Origin of the sequence: Amycolatopsis oliviviridis (genome assembly GCF_014654365.1) — a bacterium.
GTDB lineage: Bacteria > Actinomycetota > Actinomycetes > Mycobacteriales > Pseudonocardiaceae > Amycolatopsis > Amycolatopsis oliviviridis.
The window spans coordinates 977352-993717 of record NZ_BNAY01000002.1 but is presented as its reverse complement, the minus strand read 5'-3'; the positions used below and the strand labels follow the sequence as shown (position 1 = coordinate 993717).

Sequence of the window (16366 nt, the reverse complement as noted above, 5' to 3'; positions counted from 1 at the left end):
CACCGAGGCGAAGCAGGGCTCCGCCGCTGACCGGATCTGAGACGTTCGTGCCCCCGAATCTCTCCACACTCGCCAGCCACACCAGTAGGTAAGCAAATACGAGTGGCGTTAGAACGACACTTGCCACTCACGACCACCCTGACCGCCATGTCTCGGAGGGCATCCACGGTGTCCTGACCAGCGCCGATGAGACCGATCAGGAATCAAGAAGCACCGGAAGCCCGCCCGGAAATAGCGTTACCGGCATGAACTTCATCGACGCCATCACCCTCGAAGTGGCCGACACCGAGGCCGCCGAACGCTTCTACTCCACCGCCTTCGGGCTCGACACCCAGCTGCGCCTGCGCGCCTCGCAGGAGCCCTCCACCGGCTTCCGCGGCTACACCCTCTCCCTCACGGTCTCCCAGCCCGCCAACGCCGACGCGCTCATCGAAGCCGCCGTCGCCGGCGGCGCGACCGTGATCAAGCCCGCCACGAAGTCGATGTGGGGTTACGGCGGCACCGTCCAGGCCCCGGACGGCGCGATCTGGAAGATCGCCACCTCGGCGAAGAAGAACACCGGCCCGGCCGCCCGCGAGTTCGACGACATCGTCCTGCTGCTGGGCGTCGCCGACGTGGCCGCGAGCAAGAAGTTCTACGCCGAGCACGGCCTCACCGTCGGGAAGAGCTTCGGCCGCATGTACGTCGAGTTCGAATCCGGCTCGGACCCGGTCAAGCTGGCGCTGTACCGGCGCAAGGCCCTGGCCAAGGACGCCGGCGTCGCCCCGGAGGGCACCGGCTCGCACCGGATCGCGATCTGCGGCCCCGCCCCGTTCACCGACCCGGACGGCTTCGCCTGGGAGACCTCCACTCTCGCCGCCCAGTCCTGATGTGCCACTTCCGGATGCCCCCGCTCGCCGCCTATCAAGGAGAAACCGTCATGACCACCACCACGTACGAAGGATTCACGGCCGAAGAGAAGGCCGCGATGAAGGAACACGCCCGGGACATGAAGAAGGCCGCGCGCCGTGGCTCGGCCGCCGACAAAGCGGCTGCGGCGGAGCAGGACGTGGTCGAGAAGATCGCCGAGATGACCGACGAGGACCGGGTGCTGGCCGAACTGGTCCACGCGGTCGTGAAGGCGAACGCCCCGATGCTCGCGCCGAAGCTCTGGTACGGCCAGCCCGCGTACGCCCTGGACGGCAAGATCGTCTGCTTCTTCCAGGCGGCGGCCAAGTTCAAGACGCGGTACGCGACGCTCGGCTTCAACGAAGAGGCCCAGCTGGACGACGGCGCGATGTGGGCGACCGCCTTCGCGCTGACCGAAGCCACCCCCGCGGTGAAGAAGCGCGTCGCCGCCCTGGTGAAACAAGCCGTCAGCTGAGAGTGGCAGCTCGCTTTACCGCGTGAGTGGCCACACGCGGGACAGCGGCGAAACCCTAGGCTCGGGTGATCACTGGGAGGACGACATGATCACCATCGAGCCACTGAAGCCCGAAGACCGCGAAGCCTGGGAAAAGCTGTTCCGCGCGTACATCGCCTTCTACGAACGTGTTGCGCACCAAGAGGTCTACGACCGCGCCTGGCACGAATTCCGCGTAGGGGAGCGGATGCACGCGCTCGGCGCCCGCGTGGACGGCGAGCTCGTCGGGATCACGCACTTCCTGGTGCATCCCAGCACTTCCGCGCTCACCGACGTCTGTTACCTGCAGGATCTGTTCACCGCGCCGGAATCCCGGGGCAAAGGTGTCGCGCGGGCACTGATCGAGGCGGTCGCCGACTGGGCGCGCGACCGTGACTGCGGCCGCGTTTACTGGCACACCAAGGAATCCAACGCCACCGCGCGGCGCCTGTACGACCAGGTCGCGGTCAACCGGGGCTTCATCCAGTACCAGCTCCCGCTCTGAAAACAGTGAAGGCCACCTCCGAGAAGGTGGCCTTCACGAAAACGATCAGAGCTTTGAAGCCTCCGCCGCGAAGGCCTCGATCTTCCCGAAGTCCTTGGCCGCCAACGCGTCCTTCGGCGTCAGCCACGAACCACCGATGCAGCCCACATTGGACAGTGCGAGGTAGTCCGGCGCGGTCTTCACGGTGATTCCGCCGGTCGGGCAGAAACGCAGCCCGGGCAGCGGACCGCCGATCGACTTCAGGTACGCCACACCGCCGCTGGCCTCGGCGGGGAAGAATTTCAGCGCGGTCAGTCCGCGTTCGGCCAGCCGCATCGCCTCGGACACCGTGCTCGCGCCCGGCAGGAACGGCAGGCCGGTGTCGAACGCGGCGTCCAGCACCGAGTCCGTGCAGCCCGGCGTGACCAGGAACTTCGCGCCCGCGTCGGCGGCCTGCTTGGCGTGCTCGGGCGCGGTCACGGTCCCGGCGCCGATGACGATCTCCGGGACCTCCGCGGCGATCCGCTCGATGGAGGCGAGGGCCGCCGGGGTGCGCAGGGTCAGCTCGATCACGCCGATCCCGCCCGCGAGCAGGGCCCGCGCGGTGGGCACCGCGTCGGCGGCGTCGTCGAGCACGACGACGGGCATCACGGGGGACAGGCCGAGCAGGTCTGCGCCGGTGGTCACTGGGTTACCTCCACAGGGGTCAACGTGTGCGCCGGAGCGCCGAAGTGTTCCGGCGTGAGCGGTCCGAACACGCTCGCGCCCTGATCGGCGGGGCCGACCGCGCGGCGCAGCGCCGCGAACAGCTCCCGGCCGGTGCCGGTCCAGGATGCCTCCGAAGGCGGGGAGTCCACCAGTTCACGGCGGGCGAGTTCTTCGTCACCCACGAAGACGTCCAGTGTCCCGGCCTTGGCGTCGAGGCGGACGACGTCGCCGTCGGCGATCCGCGCGATCGGGCCGCCCACGGCGGCTTCCGGGGTCACCTGGATCGCCGCCGGGATCTTGCCGGACGCGCCGGACATCCGCCCGTCGGTGAGCAACGCCACCTGGTATCCGCGATCCATCAGCACCCCGAGCGCCGGGGTGAGCCCGTGCAGTTCCGGCATCCCGTTGGCCTGCGGGCCCTGCTGCCGGATGACCACGACGACGTCGCGGTTCAGCTCGCCCGCTTCGAAAGCGTCCTTGAAGGACTTCTGGTCGGTGAACACCCGCGCCGGGGCCTCGACGGTCCGGTGCTCCGGAGCCACCGCGGACACCTTGATCACGGCGCGGCCGAGGTTGCCCGCGACCATCCGCAGCCCGCCGTCGGCGGCGAAGGGACGCCACACCGGGCGGAGGACGTCCTCGTCGAGGCTGCGCGTCGGCACGTCGCGCCAGACCAACTCGCCGTCGGAGAGGATCGGTTCCTGCCGGTAGCGGTCCAGCCCCGGGCCGGCGACGGTCTGGACGTCCTCGTGCAGCAGGCCCGCGTCGAGCAGCGTGCCGACCAGGAACTGGATGCCCCCGGCGGCGTGGAAGTGGTTGATGTCCGCGCTGCCGTTCGGGTACACGCGGGCCAGCAGCGGGATCACCGACGACAGATCCGAGAAGTCGTCCCAGGTCAGCTGGATGCCCGCGGCCGCGGCGATCGCGACGAGGTGCATCGTGTGGTTGGTCGAACCGCCCGTGGCGAGCAGCGCGATGACGCCGTTGACGACGGCCTTCTCGTCGATCACCCGCGAGACCGGGGTGTACTCCTCGCCGCGCGCGAGCTTCACGATGCGTCGCCCGGCCTCCTCGGTGAGCACCCGACGCAGCGGGGAGTTCGGCTGCACGAAGCTGGCTCCCGGCAGGTGCAGGCCCATCACCTCGACGACCATCTGGTTCGAGTTGGCCGTGCCGTAGAACGTGCACGTTCCCGCCGAGTGATACGAAGCCGCTTCGGCGTCCAGCAGGTCTTCGCGGGTCGCTTTGCCCTCGGCGTAGAGCTGGCGCACGCGCGCCTTCTCCTTGTTCGGCAGGCCCGAGTTCATCGGCCCGGCGGGTACGAGGATCGCCGGGAGGTGCCCGAACGACAGCGCCCCGATCAACAGGCCGGGGACGATCTTGTCGCAGACGCCGAGCAGCAGCGCCGCGTCGAACATGTCGTGGGAGAGCGCGATCGCGGTCGACATCGCGATCACCTCGCGGCTGAACAGCGAGAGCTCCATCCCCGGGCGGCCCTGGGTGACGCCGTCGCACATCGCGGGCACACCGCCGGCGAACTGGGCCACGCCGCCCGCCTGGCGGACCGACCCCTTCAGCATCGCGGGATACTCCTGCATCGGCTGGTGCGCCGAAAGCATGTCGTTGTAGGACGAGACGATCGCGACGCCCGGCGCCCGCGCGGCGCGCAGTGCCGCTTTGTCGACACCTTCCATGGCGGCGAAGCCGTGGGCGAGGTTGCTGCAGTCGAGCCCGCGCCGGACCGGCCCTTCCTCGTGGGCGGCGGCGACGCGCTCGAGGTACGCGGCGCGGGTCTCGGAGCTGCGGGCGGCGATGCGCCCGGTGACTTCGGCGATGATGGGGTGGACGTTCGGGGCGGTGCTCATGTCCGGCTCCGGATCACTGGTCGTGGTGGTCCGCGGGACGGCAACGCTGACGTCGCTGGGTCGTGACAGTGGCCACAGTAACCTAGGGGAAAGCCCGAATCAAAATCGATACAGAAGATCGACTCGCGTGACCTCCGTCACGCCCTTAGGTTCTACTGTGCTACTTGTCACATTGCACAACGCGCGGCAGAGTCGAGATGGCGAGGATCGCTTGCCCTCGAAGGCTCAAGCGGCCAACCGAACCGACCATCGGGAGGTACCGATGTCCACCACAGAGATCGCCGAGCTTCGGCGAGCCATCGGTCAGCTGAGGCAGTGCGTCGGCGCGCTGCGATCCCGATACGGCGACGCGTCGGCGGTACGGCGCCTGGCGAACGACGTGGAGCGGCTCGACATCGACGCGACGGATCTGGACACGACCCCGCACGCGGTACCCGCGCAGGCGAAGGCCGCCGAACGCGTCCCTGTGCCCGATACGCCGTACGACCCGGCGCTCTGGCACGGCGCCGATGACGAAGGCGTCGGCGGCTACAAGCGCGACCAGCGGTGAGCGCCCCCGCCGGCAAGGAAGCCGGACGGGGTACGGGGGTCCGCGCACCGTCGCGGGCCCGGATCGCCGAGAAAACGCTGCGCACCGACCGGTGGTGGCTGTCCCCGCTGCTGACCGTCCTCGGTCTCTCCGCCTTCATCATCTACGCGACCATCAGGGCCTTCGTGCGCACTGCGTACTGGGTGCCCGAGTATCACTACCTGACGCCGTTCTATTCGCCTTGCGTCTCGGAATCCTGCGTCGAAGGCTCCCGGCATTTCGGGGCCTGGTTCGGTGAACTGCCGGGTTTCATCCCGCTCGGCTTCCTCGTCCTGCCGTTCCTGCTGGGCTTCCGGCTGACCTGCTACTACTACCGCAAGGCCTACTACCGGGCCGTCTGGTTCTCGCCGCCCGCGTGCGCGGTCGCCGAACCGCACGCGAAGTACACCGGGGAGACCCGGCTGCCGCTGATCATCCAGAACGTCCACCGCTACTTCTTCTACGTGGCCGTGGTCGTCTCGCTGATCAACACGTACGACGCGATCACCGCGTTCCACGGCATCGACGGCGGGTTCGGTTTCGGGCTCGGCAACATCGTGCTGACCGGCAACGTGATCCTGTTGTGGGCGTACACGCTGTCGTGCCATTCGTGCCGGCACGTGACCGGCGGCAGGCTCAAGCACTTCTCCAAACATCCGGTCCGCTACTGGATTTGGACCCAGGTGACGAAGCTCAACACCCGCCACATGGCGCTGGCGTGGACGACGCTCGGCACGCTCGTGCTGACCGACCTCTACGTGATGCTCGTGTCCAGCGGCGCGATCTCGGATCTGCGGTTCATCAACTAGCGGCGCGGGATTCTCCCGTCCCCGGCGACAAAGCTTTGAGGTGGCTCTTTCTATGACCGAGGTCGAACGGCTCAACTACGACGTGGTGGTGATCGGTGCCGGCGGTGCCGGCCTCCGCGCGGTCATCGAAGCCCGTGAACGCGGCTTCAGCGTCGCGGTGGTGTGCAAATCGCTGTTCGGCAAGGCGCACACGGTGATGGCCGAAGGCGGCTGCGCGGCGTCGATGGGCAACGCGAACTCGAACGACAACTGGCAGGTGCACTTCCGCGACACCATGCGCGGCGGGAAGTTCCTCAACAACTGGCGGATGGCCGAGCTCCACGCCAGGGAGGCGCCGGACCGGGTCTGGGAACTGGAGACCTACGGCGCGTTGTTCGACCGCACCGCCGACGGCCGGATCAGCCAGCGCAACTTCGGCGGGCACACGTACCCGCGGCTGGCGCACGTCGGGGACCGCACCGGGCTCGAACTGATCCGCACGATGCAGCAGAAAATCGTTTCGCTGCAACAAGAGGACTTCAAGGAGACCGGTGACTACGAGGCGAGGATCAAGGTCTTCGCCGAATGCACGATCACCGAGCTGCTGACCGAAGACGGCCGGATCTCGGGCGCTTTCGGCTATTGGCGCGAGAGCGGCCGGTTCATCCTGTTCGAATCGCCGGCGGTGGTGCTGGCCACCGGCGGCATCGGGAAATCGTTCAAGGTCACCTCGAACTCGTGGGAGTACACCGGTGACGGGCACGCGCTGGCGCTGCGGGCCGGGGCGAAGCTCATCAACATGGAGTTCGTCCAGTTCCACCCGACGGGCATGGTCTGGCCGCCGAGTGTGAAGGGAATCCTGGTCACCGAAGGCGTCCGCGGTGACGGCGGTGTCCTCAAGAACACCGAGGACAAGCGGTTCATGTTCGAGTACGTCCCCGAGGTGTTCAAGGGGCAGTACGCGGACAGCGAGGAAGAAGCCGACCGCTGGTACGCCGACGCCGACAACAACCGGCGCACCCCGGACCTGCTGCCGCGCGACGAAGTGGCGCGCGCGATCAACTCCGAGGTCAAAGCGGGCCGGGGATCGCCGCACGGCGGGGTCTTCCTCGACATCGCCAGCAGGCTGCCCGCGGAGGAGATCCGCAAGCGGCTGCCGTCGATGTACCACCAGTTCAAGGAACTCGCCGACGTCGACATCACCAAGGAACCGATGGAGGTCGGCCCCACCTGTCACTACGTGATGGGCGGGATCGAGGTCGACCCGGACACCGCGTCGTCGAGTGTGCCGGGGCTGTTCGCCGCGGGTGAGTGCTCGGGCGGGATGCACGGGTCGAACCGGCTCGGCGGAAACTCACTCTCGGATCTGCTCGTCTTCGGCCGCCGTGCGGGCCTCGGGGCCGCGTCCTACGTCGCGGAACTGAAGGAACGTCCCAAGGTCAGCCAGTCCGATGTGGACGCCGCCGCGGCGATGGCGCTCGCGCCGTTCGACCCGCCGGGCGACGGCGTCGAGGAGAACCCGTACAGCCTGCACACCGAACTGCAGCAGTCGATGAACGACCTGGTCGGCATCATCCGTAAAGCGGAGGAGATCGAGCGGGCGCTGGAGAAGCTCGGGGAACTGCGCGAGCGGATCAAGCGGGTCACCGTCGAGGGGCACCGGCAGTTCAATCCCGGCTGGCACCTCGCCGTCGACCTCCGGAACATGCTGATGGTCAGCGAATGCGTCGCCAGGGCCGCGCTCACCAGGACCGAAAGCCGGGGCGGGCACACGCGGGACGACCACCCGGGCATGGATCCCCAGTGGCGCAACAAACTCCTGGTCTGCTCGGCCACGCCGGGCGACAATCCGGTGGTGCCGGACATCGGCATCGAGGTCAAGGCACAGCTCCCGCTGCGGCAGGACCTGCTGGAGTTGTTCGAGCTGTCCGAGCTGGGGAAGTACTACACCGACGAAGAACTGACGTCGCACCCCGGGAGCCAGGTATGAGCTACAAGGCGAGTTTCCGGGTCTGGCGCGGTGACGCCGATTCGGGTGAGCTGCAGGACTACAGCGTCGAGGTCAACGAGGGCGAGGTCGTCCTCGACATCATCCACCGGCTGCAGGCCACCCAGGCCTCGGATCTGGCGGTGCGGTGGAACTGCAAGGCGGGCAAATGCGGTTCGTGCTCGGCGGAGATCAACGGCAAGCCGCGGTTGCTGTGCATGACCCGGATGTCGACCTTCACCGAGGACGAGGTCATCACCGTGACGCCGATGCGGACGTTCCCGGTGATCCGGGATCTCGTGACCGACGTGTCGTTCAACTACACCAAGGCCCGCGAGATCCCGTCGTTCACGCCGCCTCCGGAGCTGAAGCCGGGGGAGTACCGGATGCAGCAGGTCGACGTCGAGCGCTCGCAGGAGTTCCGCAAGTGCATCGAATGCTTCCTGTGCCAGAACACCTGCCACGTGGTGCGCGACCACGAGGAGAACAAGGAGGCCTTCGCCGGGCCCCGGTACCTGATGCGGATCGCCGAACTCGAAATGCACCCCCTCGACGTCGCCGACCGGCGTGACGAGGCGCAGGAGGAGCACGGGCTCGGCTACTGCAACATCACCAAGTGCTGTTCGGACGTGTGCCCGGAGGGCATCCACATCACCGACAACGCGCTGATCCCGATGAAGGAACGCGTCGCGGACCGGAAGTACGACCCCATCGTGTGGCTGGGGAACAAACTGTTCAGGCGGGACAAATAGCCGACGCCTCGTGAGTGGTAAGGACGGTTAGAACCGGCCTTACCACTCACGAGTCCTAAATCGTTTGCCCCCGCTGCTGCATCTGACGCACACTTACCGCACACCACCGAGGGAGGACGCATGACCCAGCACCGCATGGCTTGTCCTTTCCTTGGCATGGAAGAGAAACACGGCTCCCCGCCGACGTCCTGACACGACGTCGCAGACCATGGAGCCGCCCTTCGGGAAACCGAACCGGGCGGCTTTTTCGTGAACCCTTGTAGCTCAACGGAAAGAGTACGGCGCTACGAACGCCGGGGTCCAGGTTCGATTCCTGGCAGGGGTACCGCTGGAACGAAACGCCTCCGGTGCGCAGTGCGCGCCGGAGGCGTGTTCCAGGCCAAACCCCCGGCACGGCGGGGAAACCTGTCCCGTCGTACCGGTGCGGCGGTGTGGGGTCCGTGCGTTCCACACCGCCAGACGCGCACGGTCCGGCGACCGGCCGGGATTCATAGCCCCGGCCAGCCTGGCTCGACACCAGGGTGCGCGACTCAGGAAGTCTTGCGAGCGCTGTGCACGTCGCCGCTTTCGTGGCGATGCAGCACGATGTCCTGGAAGTCGTTGTCCCGCAAGGCTTCCTCTGGACTGAATCCGTTCGTGGCGACGACCACGAGCAGGCCGCCCGTCACCAGGCTCGCGGCGACGCGGCCGAGATGCTCGGGGGAGTCCAGCAAGGCCACGACGACGTCGAAGGCCCCCATCACCGGGAGCCGGGCGAGCCGGTGGAGCTCGTAGGAGATCCCGATGGGGTCGCGTTCCTCTTCGCGTTGCGCGACCGCGATCAGTGCCTGATTCGCGTCGACCCCGACCACGCGGCGGGCGCCCTCGCTGCGCAGCAACCGGGGGTAGCGGCCATCGCCGCACCCGACGACCAGGACCGCCCTGCCCGCCAGGTCCGGCAGCGCTTCGAGCAACGCCGCGGCCTGGTCCGCCATACGGCCGACGCTAGTCGACCGGACCGCCGTCCCGACAGGACCAACAGGCCTATCCCGAAGTACAGGAAGGCCCCCTTCCGGTACCTAGGCGCAAGGAAGGGGGCCTTCATGTACTTGAGTCCGGCGTCTAGCCGGCGCCACCGCCGACACCGCCGGTGTGAGAGGCGGAACCGAGCATGGTCTCCTCGGCCTTGTTGTTGGTCAGCTCGATGTGCTTCTTGCTGCGCCGGTTGCGCTTCTCGAGGTACGTGGCCAGCGCCGTCAGCAGCAGGCACAGGCAGATGTAGATGCCGGTCGCGACCAGCGTCGAGGGCACGATCGGGCGGCCGAACTCGCCCTGCGTGCCGATGTAGCGCGCGTAGTACAGCAGTTCCTGGAACGTGATGATGAAGCCGAGCGCGGTGTCCTTGAGCAGCACCACCATCTGGCTGATGATCGTCGGCAGCATCGCCCTGATCGCCTGCGGCAGCAGGACGAAGAACATCACCTGGGTCTTGCGCATGCCGAGCGCGTACGCGGCTTCCGCCTGGCCCTTCGGAAGGGCCTGGATGCCCGCTCGGAAGACCTCGGCGAGCACCGAGCCGTTGTACAGCGTGAGACCGAAGACCACACCGAGGAACGGCGTCATCGGAACGCCCACGGCGGGAAGACCGAAGTAGAACAGGAACATCAGGATCAGCGCGGGGATGGCGCGGAAGAACTCCACGATCGCGCCGGAGACGCGCCGGATCCAGGCGTGGTCGGAAAGCCGTCCGGCCGCGAAGACCGCACCGAAGATCAGTGCGAGGACCGCTGCCACCACGAACGCGCGGAGTGTTTCCAGCACCGCGTTGAGCAGGTCGATCTGGACCTGCTGGTACTGGAGCCATTCCCACTTGCGCGCGGTGAACTGGCCGGTGTCGTAGAACCGGTAGACGACGAACGCGATGAACGCGGCGATGGCGAGGATGCCGACGACCGCGTAGAGGCGGTGCCGCATCCGGGCCTTGGGGCCTGGGGTGTCGAACAGGACACTGCTCATCGGGCCACGCTCCAGCGCTTCTCCAGGCTCCGCTGGATGAAGGAAAGTACGGCGACCAGGATGATGAAGCCCAGCGCGACCCACAGAAGGCCGATCAGCTGGTTGTCACCCCGCTCGGAAAGGTACGACCGGATCGCGCCGGCCTCGGCGACCGAGAAGCCCGCGGCGATCGTGGTGTTCTTCAGCAACGCGATCAGCGTGCTGATCAGCGGCGGAGCCACCGAACGCAGCGCCTGCGGCAGGACGATCTGGCCGAGGATCTGGCCGAACGTCAAGCCGAGCGCGCGCCCGGCTTCGGCCTGGCCGACCGGGACCGTGTTGATGCCGGACCGGACGACCTCGCAGATGAACGCCGAGGTGTACACGATCAGCGCCACGATCGCGGCGTTGAAGAAACTGAGCTTGACGATGTCGAGCAGCGGGTACGCGAACACGAAGAACGCGAACACCAGCGTCAGCGGGGTGTTGCGGATGAGGGTCACGTAGGTCGTTCCCGCGGCGCGGAACGCCAGGACCGGACTCACGCGGAGCATCGCAAGGATCGTGCCGAAGATCAGGCTGCCGACCGCCGACCAGAGGAACAGTTCGATCGTGGTGAGGAAGAACGGACCGTAGAGATCCAGGTTGTCGAGCAGGACGTTCATGGAGCCTTTCCCCGCTGCCGTCGACTGGAGGTGGGTGTGGAGCGGCCGGTGAACCCGTCACGGGTCCACCGGCCGCTGGTTACATCAGTACTTCTGCAGGGTGGGCTTCTGCGCCGCCGAACCCGACTTGCCGAGGGTGGCGTCGTAGATCTTCTGCCAGGTGCCGTCGTCCAGCGCCTTCTGCAGCGTGTCGTTGATCTTGTCGCGAAGGACCTTGTCGTCCTTGTTCAGGCCGATGCCGTACGGCTCCTTCGAGAAGGTCTTGCCGACGACCTTGAGGGCGTCGGAGTCCTCCGAGGCGAAGCCCTTGAGGATCGCGTCGTCGGTGGTGACGGCGTCGACCTCCTTGGTGGTGAGCTTCTCGACGCACTGCGAGTACTTCTGGAACTCGACGATGTTGCCGGGCTCGGTCAGGCCCTGGTCGCGGACGCGCTGGATCGGGGTCGAACCGGTGACCGAGCAGACCTTCTTGCCCTTCAAGGTCTCCGGGCCGGTGATCGAGGTGTCGTCCTTGCGCACCAACAGGTCCTGGCCGGCTTCGAAGTACGGGCCGGCGAAGGAGATCTGCGCCTTGCGCTTGTCGGTGATGGTGTAGGTGCCGACGTAGTAGCCGACGTCGCCGTTCACGATGGCCTGCTCACGGGCACCGGAGTCGACCGTCTTGAAGGTGATCTTGTCTTCGCCGAAGCCGAGGCTGGCGGCGACGAGCTTCGCGATCTCGATGTCGAAACCGGCGAACTTGCCGCTGGTCGGGTCCTTCTTGCCGAGACCGGGCTGGTCGTCCTTGACGCCCAGGGTCAGCTTGCCGTCGGCCTTGATCTTGGCGAAGACCGGGGAGCCCGGGAGGTCGACGTTCGACGCCACCGTGTACTGGGGCAGCTGCGCACCGGCGTTCGCGCCCTCGGAGCTGCCGCCGGGCGAGCTGGGCGTGCCTTCCTTGCCACAAGCGGTCAGTGCGAGACTGCCGACGAGCAGTCCCACCGCAAGGGTGCGGATCCTCATGTGAACCTCTCCTGTTTCTTCCGTCGATGCGGCACGAGCCCGCGCCGCGGAAACGCTTAGTGGGTCAGGATCTTGCCGAGGAAGTCCTTGGCACGGTCCGTCTTCGGCTTGGTGAAGAAGTCGTCCGGGGTGGAGTCCTCGACGATCTCGCCGTCGGACATGAACACCACCCGGTTCGCCGCGCGCCGCGCGAAGCCCATCTCGTGGGTGACGACGAGCATCGTCATCCCGTCCTTCGCGAGCGTGGTCATCACGTCGAGGACCTCCTGGACCATTTCCGGGTCCAGCGCCGAGGTCGGCTCGTCGAACAGCATCACCTTGGGGCGCATGGCCAGCGCGCGGGCGATCGCCACCCGCTGCTGCTGCCCGCCGGACAGCTGCGCCGGGTACTTGTCGGCCTGGTTGGCGATGCCGACGCGTTCCAGCAGGTCCATCGCGGTCTTGCGGGCTTCGGCCGAGTTGACCTTGCGGACCTTCATCGGCGCGAGCATGACGTTCTCGACGATCGTCTTGTGCGCGAACAGGTTGAACGACTGGAACACCATGCCGACGTCGGCGCGCAGCGCGGCCAGCGCCTTTCCCTCGGCGGGCAGCGGAACGCCGTCCACCGCGATCTCGCCCGAGTTGATGGGTTCCAGCCGGTTGATCGCCCGGCACAGCGTCGACTTGCCAGACCCGGACGGCCCGAGCACGACCACGACCTGCCCACGCGGCACCTCGAGGTTGATCTCCTTGAGCACGTGCAGGTCGCCGAAGTACTTGTTCACGGCGGCCGCCTTGATCATCGGCGCCGCCACCTCCGCGGTCATCTGGCCTCCAGGAGCGTTCGTTTGCAGGGGACTGCGGGGTCAGGCACCACGCGATGGCGGAAACCTACTCCCGTCGGACCGCTTGTAAAGGCGGCTTGACCAATACTTAGGGTTTCAAGTCCGTATCGTTCTCAAGCCACCGGACGGCCCGATCCGCCGCCGTCCGGCGCTGATCAGCCTAGACAAGGCGGGGGTCTTCCGTAACCGGGGTCACACAAGATCTGTGACGCATCGTGACCATTACCGCCTGCGACGGATCCCTCACGAGGCCGGGCGGCCGGTGGTACGGGCAGCGCGAGGGGTGACTCACCCCATAGAGTCGTTCTTCAAGTCGTCGCGGTGCGGGGACGGCGCGAAAGGGAAGACACGGGTGCGGGTACTGCTGGTGGAGGACGACGACCGGGTCGCGGGTGCCTTGACGCCCGCGCTGGCCCGGCGCGGCCTGACGATCAAACGCCTGGCCTCCGGTGCCGGGGTGCTCGATCTGGTGCACGAGGTCGACGTGATCCTGCTCGACCTGGGGCTGCCCGATATCGACGGGATCGTGCTGTGCCGCCGGATCCGCGCGGTCAGCGACGTCGCGGTGATCGTCGTTTCGGCGCGGGGCGAGGTCGACGACCGGATCCAGGGCCTGCGGTCCGGCGCCGACGACTACCTGGTGAAGCCCTACGACGTCGACGAGCTCGTCGCCCGGGTCGAGGCCGTGCGCCGTCGCCGGGGCGAGCGCCCGGCCGCGCCCGAACCGCCGGGCGTCATCCGGGCGGGTGATGTCTCGGTGGATATCGGGCGCCACGAGGTGCAGGTCGACGGCCGGCCGGTTTCGTTGTCCCGCAAGGAGTTCCAGGTGCTCGCGCTGGTGGTCACCGCCCGCGGCGCGGTCTGCGCCCGTGACCACGTGCTGAACGAGGTCTGGGGGCATCGGGGACCGGCGGAGAGCCGCTCGCTCGACGTCCACGTCGCCACCCTGCGGACCAAACTGGGCAGGCCCGCGTTGATCGAGACCGTCCGCGGCGTCGGCTACCGCCTCGGCGGCGCCTACGGCCCGGCCGAAGAGGGCTGAGCCGGTGCGCGTCCGGCTCCAGGCGATCGTGCTGACGCTGGTCGCGGCGCTCGTGTTCGGTTTGGGCATCCCGCTCGCGCTCAGCGTGGCGGCCAGTGTGCAGCTCGACCTCTTCCTCGATCGCCTCACCGACACCTCGCGGTTCGCGTCGCTGGCCCAGCGCACGCTGGTGGAGAACCGGCCGGATCTGATCGTGGACGAGCTCCGCCGCTACACCGAGGTCTACGGGGTGCCGGTGGCGATCGCCGACCAGGACGGCGAGGCCGTGGCCCGGGGGCCTGGTGAGGTGGGGATCGATCTGAAAGACCCCGTCATCGCCTCGCATCTGCAGGAAGCGCTGGCGGGACGGCGTTCCGAGCCTGGACCGCTGCTGATGCCGTGGACCAGCGAGCCGCTGGTGCTGGCCGAGCCGATCCTGATCGACGGTGAGGTGCGGGGTGCGGTGATCACCGTGTCGTCGACCGGCAAGGCCCGTACCGAACTGCTGTGGTGGTGGCTGCTCATCGCGGCGGGCGCGGTGCTGGCCTTCGGGTTCGCGCTGCTGGTCGCGGTGCCGGTGGTGCGCTGGATCCTGCGCCCGGTCCGGCGGCTCGACGACGCCACCGGCGCGCTGGTCGCCGCCGTGGTCAGCGGACGCGAGGTGAAACGGGTGGAGGAGTCCGGCGGGCCCCCGGAACTGCGTCAGCTCGAACGGTCCTTCGACCGGATGGCGGCCAGCGTCGACGAGGCCCTGTCGGCGCAGCGCGCGTTCGTCGCCGACGCCTCCCACCAGCTGCGGAACCCGCTGACGGCGTTGAAGATCCGGCTCGGCAACCTCGACGGGCATGTCGACGACGACCTGGCCGCGGCCGATCTCGAAGCCGCCGTCGTGGACGCCCGGCGGCTCAACCAGATCCTCGACGAACTCCTCTCCCTGGCCCGCGCCGAGGCCTCGGGCGGCGAACTGGTCCCGGTCGGGATCGACGACGTGGTGGGCGCCAGGGTCGCCGACTGGACCGTGGTCGGCGCGGCGCGCGACATCTCGCTGGTCGCGTCCGGGCTGGGCGGCGGACTGCGGGTGCTCACGCCCGCGCGCGGCCTCGAAGTGGTCCTCGACGCGCTGCTGGACAACGCGCTCAAGTTCACCGAGCCGGGCACGGAGGTCCGGGTCACCGTCGTCGTCGTGGAAGGGAAGGTGGAGATCGCCGTCCGCGACCACGGGCCCGGCCTCCGCGACGACGAACTCGACCGCGCGGCGGACCGGTTCTGGCGCAGCACCGCGCACCAGAACGTGCCGGGATCCGGTCTCGGCCTGGCGATCGTCACCGAGATCATGGTCCGCTCGGACGGCTCCCTGCGGCTGGGCTCACCCGAGGGCGGCGGCCTCGAAGTGACCGTGACCCTGCCGGTGGCCGCGCCTAGTCCTTGAGCGACCGGAAGTACCGCAGCGCGCCGGGATGCAGCGGCAGGGGAGAGGTCTCGATGGCGGGATGGACGTCGATCGACAGCGCCGCTCCGGCCGCCTTGACCAGCTGATCCCGCGCGTCGAACAACCCCCGGACCAGCGCCTCGGCGACGTCGTCGCGCATCGACGTCGGCACCACCAGGAAGTTCGGCAGGACGAGCGTGGTCACCGGCTCCGCCAGGTTGTAGGCCGTCACCGGGATGGTCGCCGTGCGATACACCGGGCTGGAGGCCCGCAGGGCGTCCGCGAGGTCGGTGATGTCGAGCAGCCGTACGCCGAACGTCTGGACGGCTTCCGTGATCGACGGCGTCGGCACCCCACCGGACCAGATGACGGCGTCGATCTGCCGGTCCCTCAGCGCGGGCAGCGCTTCGTCGATCCCCAGGTTCCGCCGGTCGATCGCGCCGGTGAGCCCGGACGCCGTCAGCAACTGTTTCGACAGGAATTCGACGCCGGAGTCCGGTGAGCCGATCGCGACCTTGCGCCCGCGGAGCTGGGCGAACGACTTGACCGGCGAGTCGGCCCGCACGATGACGTGCAGGTAGTCGTCGTGGACCCGGGCCAGCGCGGCCAGCCCGGCGCTCTTCGCGGCGGCGACGTCGGCGGCCACGAACGCGACGTCGGCCTTCCCCGCGCGCACCCGGTCGATGTTGTCCGGGGAGCCGTGTGTCTCCTGGATCTCCGGCCGCTCGGTGTCCAGCTGGGCGGCCCACGCGTCGGCCAGCGCCTCGGCCAGTTTGTCGTAGACGCCGCCGTTGAGCCCGGCCGCGATCCGCACCTTCGTCCCGGACAGATCCGGTCCGCACCCCGTGACCAGGGCGCAGACGACGGCGATCACCACCGCCAGTACCCCTGGTCTCCTCATGAGGGTCGATCGTG

Annotated in this window: 17 protein-coding genes and 1 tRNA gene; 10 read left to right on the top strand and 8 right to left on the bottom strand. The window is 68.1% G+C overall.

Annotated elements, in window-relative coordinates:
• Positions 1–245: 245 nt before the first annotated feature.
• The 3 genes from IE302_RS11825 to IE302_RS11815 all read left to right on the top strand — a co-directional run bounded on the left by IE302_RS11825 (position 246) and on the right by IE302_RS11815 (position 1886).
• Positions 246–869, top strand: coding sequence for a VOC family protein (locus IE302_RS11825; RefSeq protein ID WP_191254504.1), 624 nt, complete (start codon positions 246–248; stop codon positions 867–869).
• A 50-nt stretch (positions 870–919) separates the two neighbouring features.
• Complete coding sequence (locus IE302_RS11820) at positions 920–1363, top strand: iron chaperone (RefSeq protein ID WP_191254503.1); 444 nt, start codon at positions 920–922, stop codon at positions 1361–1363.
• 85 nt (positions 1364–1448) lie between these two features.
• Positions 1449–1886 (top strand): GNAT family N-acetyltransferase, encoded by a 438-nt coding sequence (locus IE302_RS11815; RefSeq protein ID WP_191254502.1) that lies wholly within the window; start codon positions 1449–1451, stop codon positions 1884–1886.
• A gap of 45 nt (positions 1887–1931) precedes the next feature.
• Here the strand turns inward: IE302_RS11815 and eda are convergent, their stop codons facing one another.
• Together eda and edd are read right to left on the bottom strand one after the other, a co-directional pair.
• Positions 1932–2552: a bifunctional 4-hydroxy-2-oxoglutarate aldolase/2-dehydro-3-deoxy-phosphogluconate aldolase gene (gene eda, locus IE302_RS11810; protein ID WP_005164729.1), complete on the bottom strand. Its 621-nt coding sequence runs from the start codon at positions 2550–2552 to the stop codon at positions 1932–1934.
• Positions 2549–4438 carry a phosphogluconate dehydratase gene (gene edd, locus IE302_RS11805; protein WP_191254501.1) on the bottom strand — a complete coding sequence of 630 codons (1890 nt, stop codon included), beginning with the start codon at positions 4436–4438 and terminating at the stop codon, positions 2549–2551. The genes eda and edd overlap by 4 nt, the downstream gene beginning before the upstream one ends.
• 262 nt (positions 4439–4700) lie before the next feature.
• Between edd and IE302_RS11800 the strand changes: the two genes are divergently transcribed.
• The 5 genes from IE302_RS11800 (at position 4701) to IE302_RS11780 (ending at position 8858) form a co-directional block, all read left to right on the top strand.
• The gene (locus IE302_RS11800; RefSeq protein WP_191254500.1) at positions 4701–4988 is read left to right on the top strand and encodes an Rv0250c family protein; all 288 of its coding nucleotides are present in this window, start codon (positions 4701–4703) and stop codon (positions 4986–4988) included.
• Complete coding sequence (sdhC, locus tag IE302_RS11795; RefSeq protein ID WP_191254499.1) at positions 4985–5815, top strand: succinate dehydrogenase subunit SdhC; 831 nt, start codon at positions 4985–4987, stop codon at positions 5813–5815. Before IE302_RS11800 ends, sdhC begins: the two co-directional genes overlap by 4 nt.
• Before the next feature lie 52 nt (positions 5816–5867).
• On the top strand, positions 5868–7784 hold the full coding sequence (locus IE302_RS11790; protein WP_191254498.1) for a fumarate reductase/succinate dehydrogenase flavoprotein subunit: 1917 nt from the start codon (positions 5868–5870) through the stop codon (positions 7782–7784).
• Positions 7781–8533, top strand: coding sequence for a succinate dehydrogenase/fumarate reductase iron-sulfur subunit (locus tag IE302_RS11785; protein ID WP_005164720.1), 753 nt, complete (start codon positions 7781–7783; stop codon positions 8531–8533). Before IE302_RS11790 ends, IE302_RS11785 begins: the two co-directional genes overlap by 4 nt.
• A 253-nt stretch (positions 8534–8786) precedes the next feature.
• Positions 8787–8858, top strand: a tRNA-Arg gene (locus tag IE302_RS11780).
• 205 nt (positions 8859–9063) lie between these two features.
• Here IE302_RS11780 and IE302_RS11775 read toward each other — a convergent pair.
• The 5 genes from IE302_RS11775 to IE302_RS11755 all read right to left on the bottom strand — a co-directional run bounded on the left by IE302_RS11775 (position 9064) and on the right by IE302_RS11755 (position 12959).
• The gene (locus IE302_RS11775; RefSeq protein ID WP_191254497.1) at positions 9064–9507 is read right to left on the bottom strand and encodes a class I SAM-dependent methyltransferase; all 444 of its coding nucleotides are present in this window, start codon (positions 9505–9507) and stop codon (positions 9064–9066) included.
• Positions 9508–9634: 127 nt separating this feature from the next.
• Entirely contained in the window at positions 9635–10528 is an 894-nt protein-coding gene (locus tag IE302_RS11770) for an amino acid ABC transporter permease (protein ID WP_191254496.1), read from the bottom strand.
• Positions 10525–11172 (bottom strand): amino acid ABC transporter permease, encoded by a 648-nt coding sequence (locus tag IE302_RS11765; RefSeq protein WP_191254495.1) that lies wholly within the window; start codon positions 11170–11172, stop codon positions 10525–10527. The genes IE302_RS11770 and IE302_RS11765 overlap by 4 nt, the downstream gene beginning before the upstream one ends.
• An 84-nt stretch (positions 11173–11256) precedes the next feature.
• Positions 11257–12174, bottom strand: a complete 918-nt coding sequence (locus tag IE302_RS11760) for a glutamate ABC transporter substrate-binding protein (RefSeq protein WP_191254494.1) — start codon at positions 12172–12174, stop codon at positions 11257–11259.
• A 56-nt stretch (positions 12175–12230) separates the two neighbouring features.
• Positions 12231–12959 carry an amino acid ABC transporter ATP-binding protein gene (locus tag IE302_RS11755; RefSeq protein ID WP_007029281.1) on the bottom strand — a complete coding sequence of 243 codons (729 nt, stop codon included), beginning with the start codon at positions 12957–12959 and terminating at the stop codon, positions 12231–12233.
• 394 nt (positions 12960–13353) lie between these two features.
• Between IE302_RS11755 and IE302_RS11750 the strand changes: the two genes are divergently transcribed.
• Both IE302_RS11750 and IE302_RS11745 read left to right on the top strand, forming a co-directional pair.
• Positions 13354–14043, top strand: coding sequence for a response regulator transcription factor (locus IE302_RS11750; RefSeq protein WP_191254493.1), 690 nt, complete (start codon positions 13354–13356; stop codon positions 14041–14043).
• A 4-nt stretch (positions 14044–14047) separates the two neighbouring features.
• A complete protein-coding gene (locus IE302_RS11745) occupies positions 14048–15451 on the top strand; it encodes a sensor histidine kinase (protein ID WP_191254492.1) in 1404 nt (467 codons plus the stop codon).
• On the opposite strand, the gene IE302_RS11740 is transcribed toward IE302_RS11745, so the two are convergent.
• Positions 15441–16352, bottom strand: a complete 912-nt coding sequence (locus IE302_RS11740; RefSeq protein ID WP_191254491.1) for a TAXI family TRAP transporter solute-binding subunit — start codon at positions 16350–16352, stop codon at positions 15441–15443. The two genes, IE302_RS11745 and IE302_RS11740, sit on opposite strands and share 11 nt — an antisense overlap.
• Positions 16353–16366: the final 14 nt, after the last annotated feature.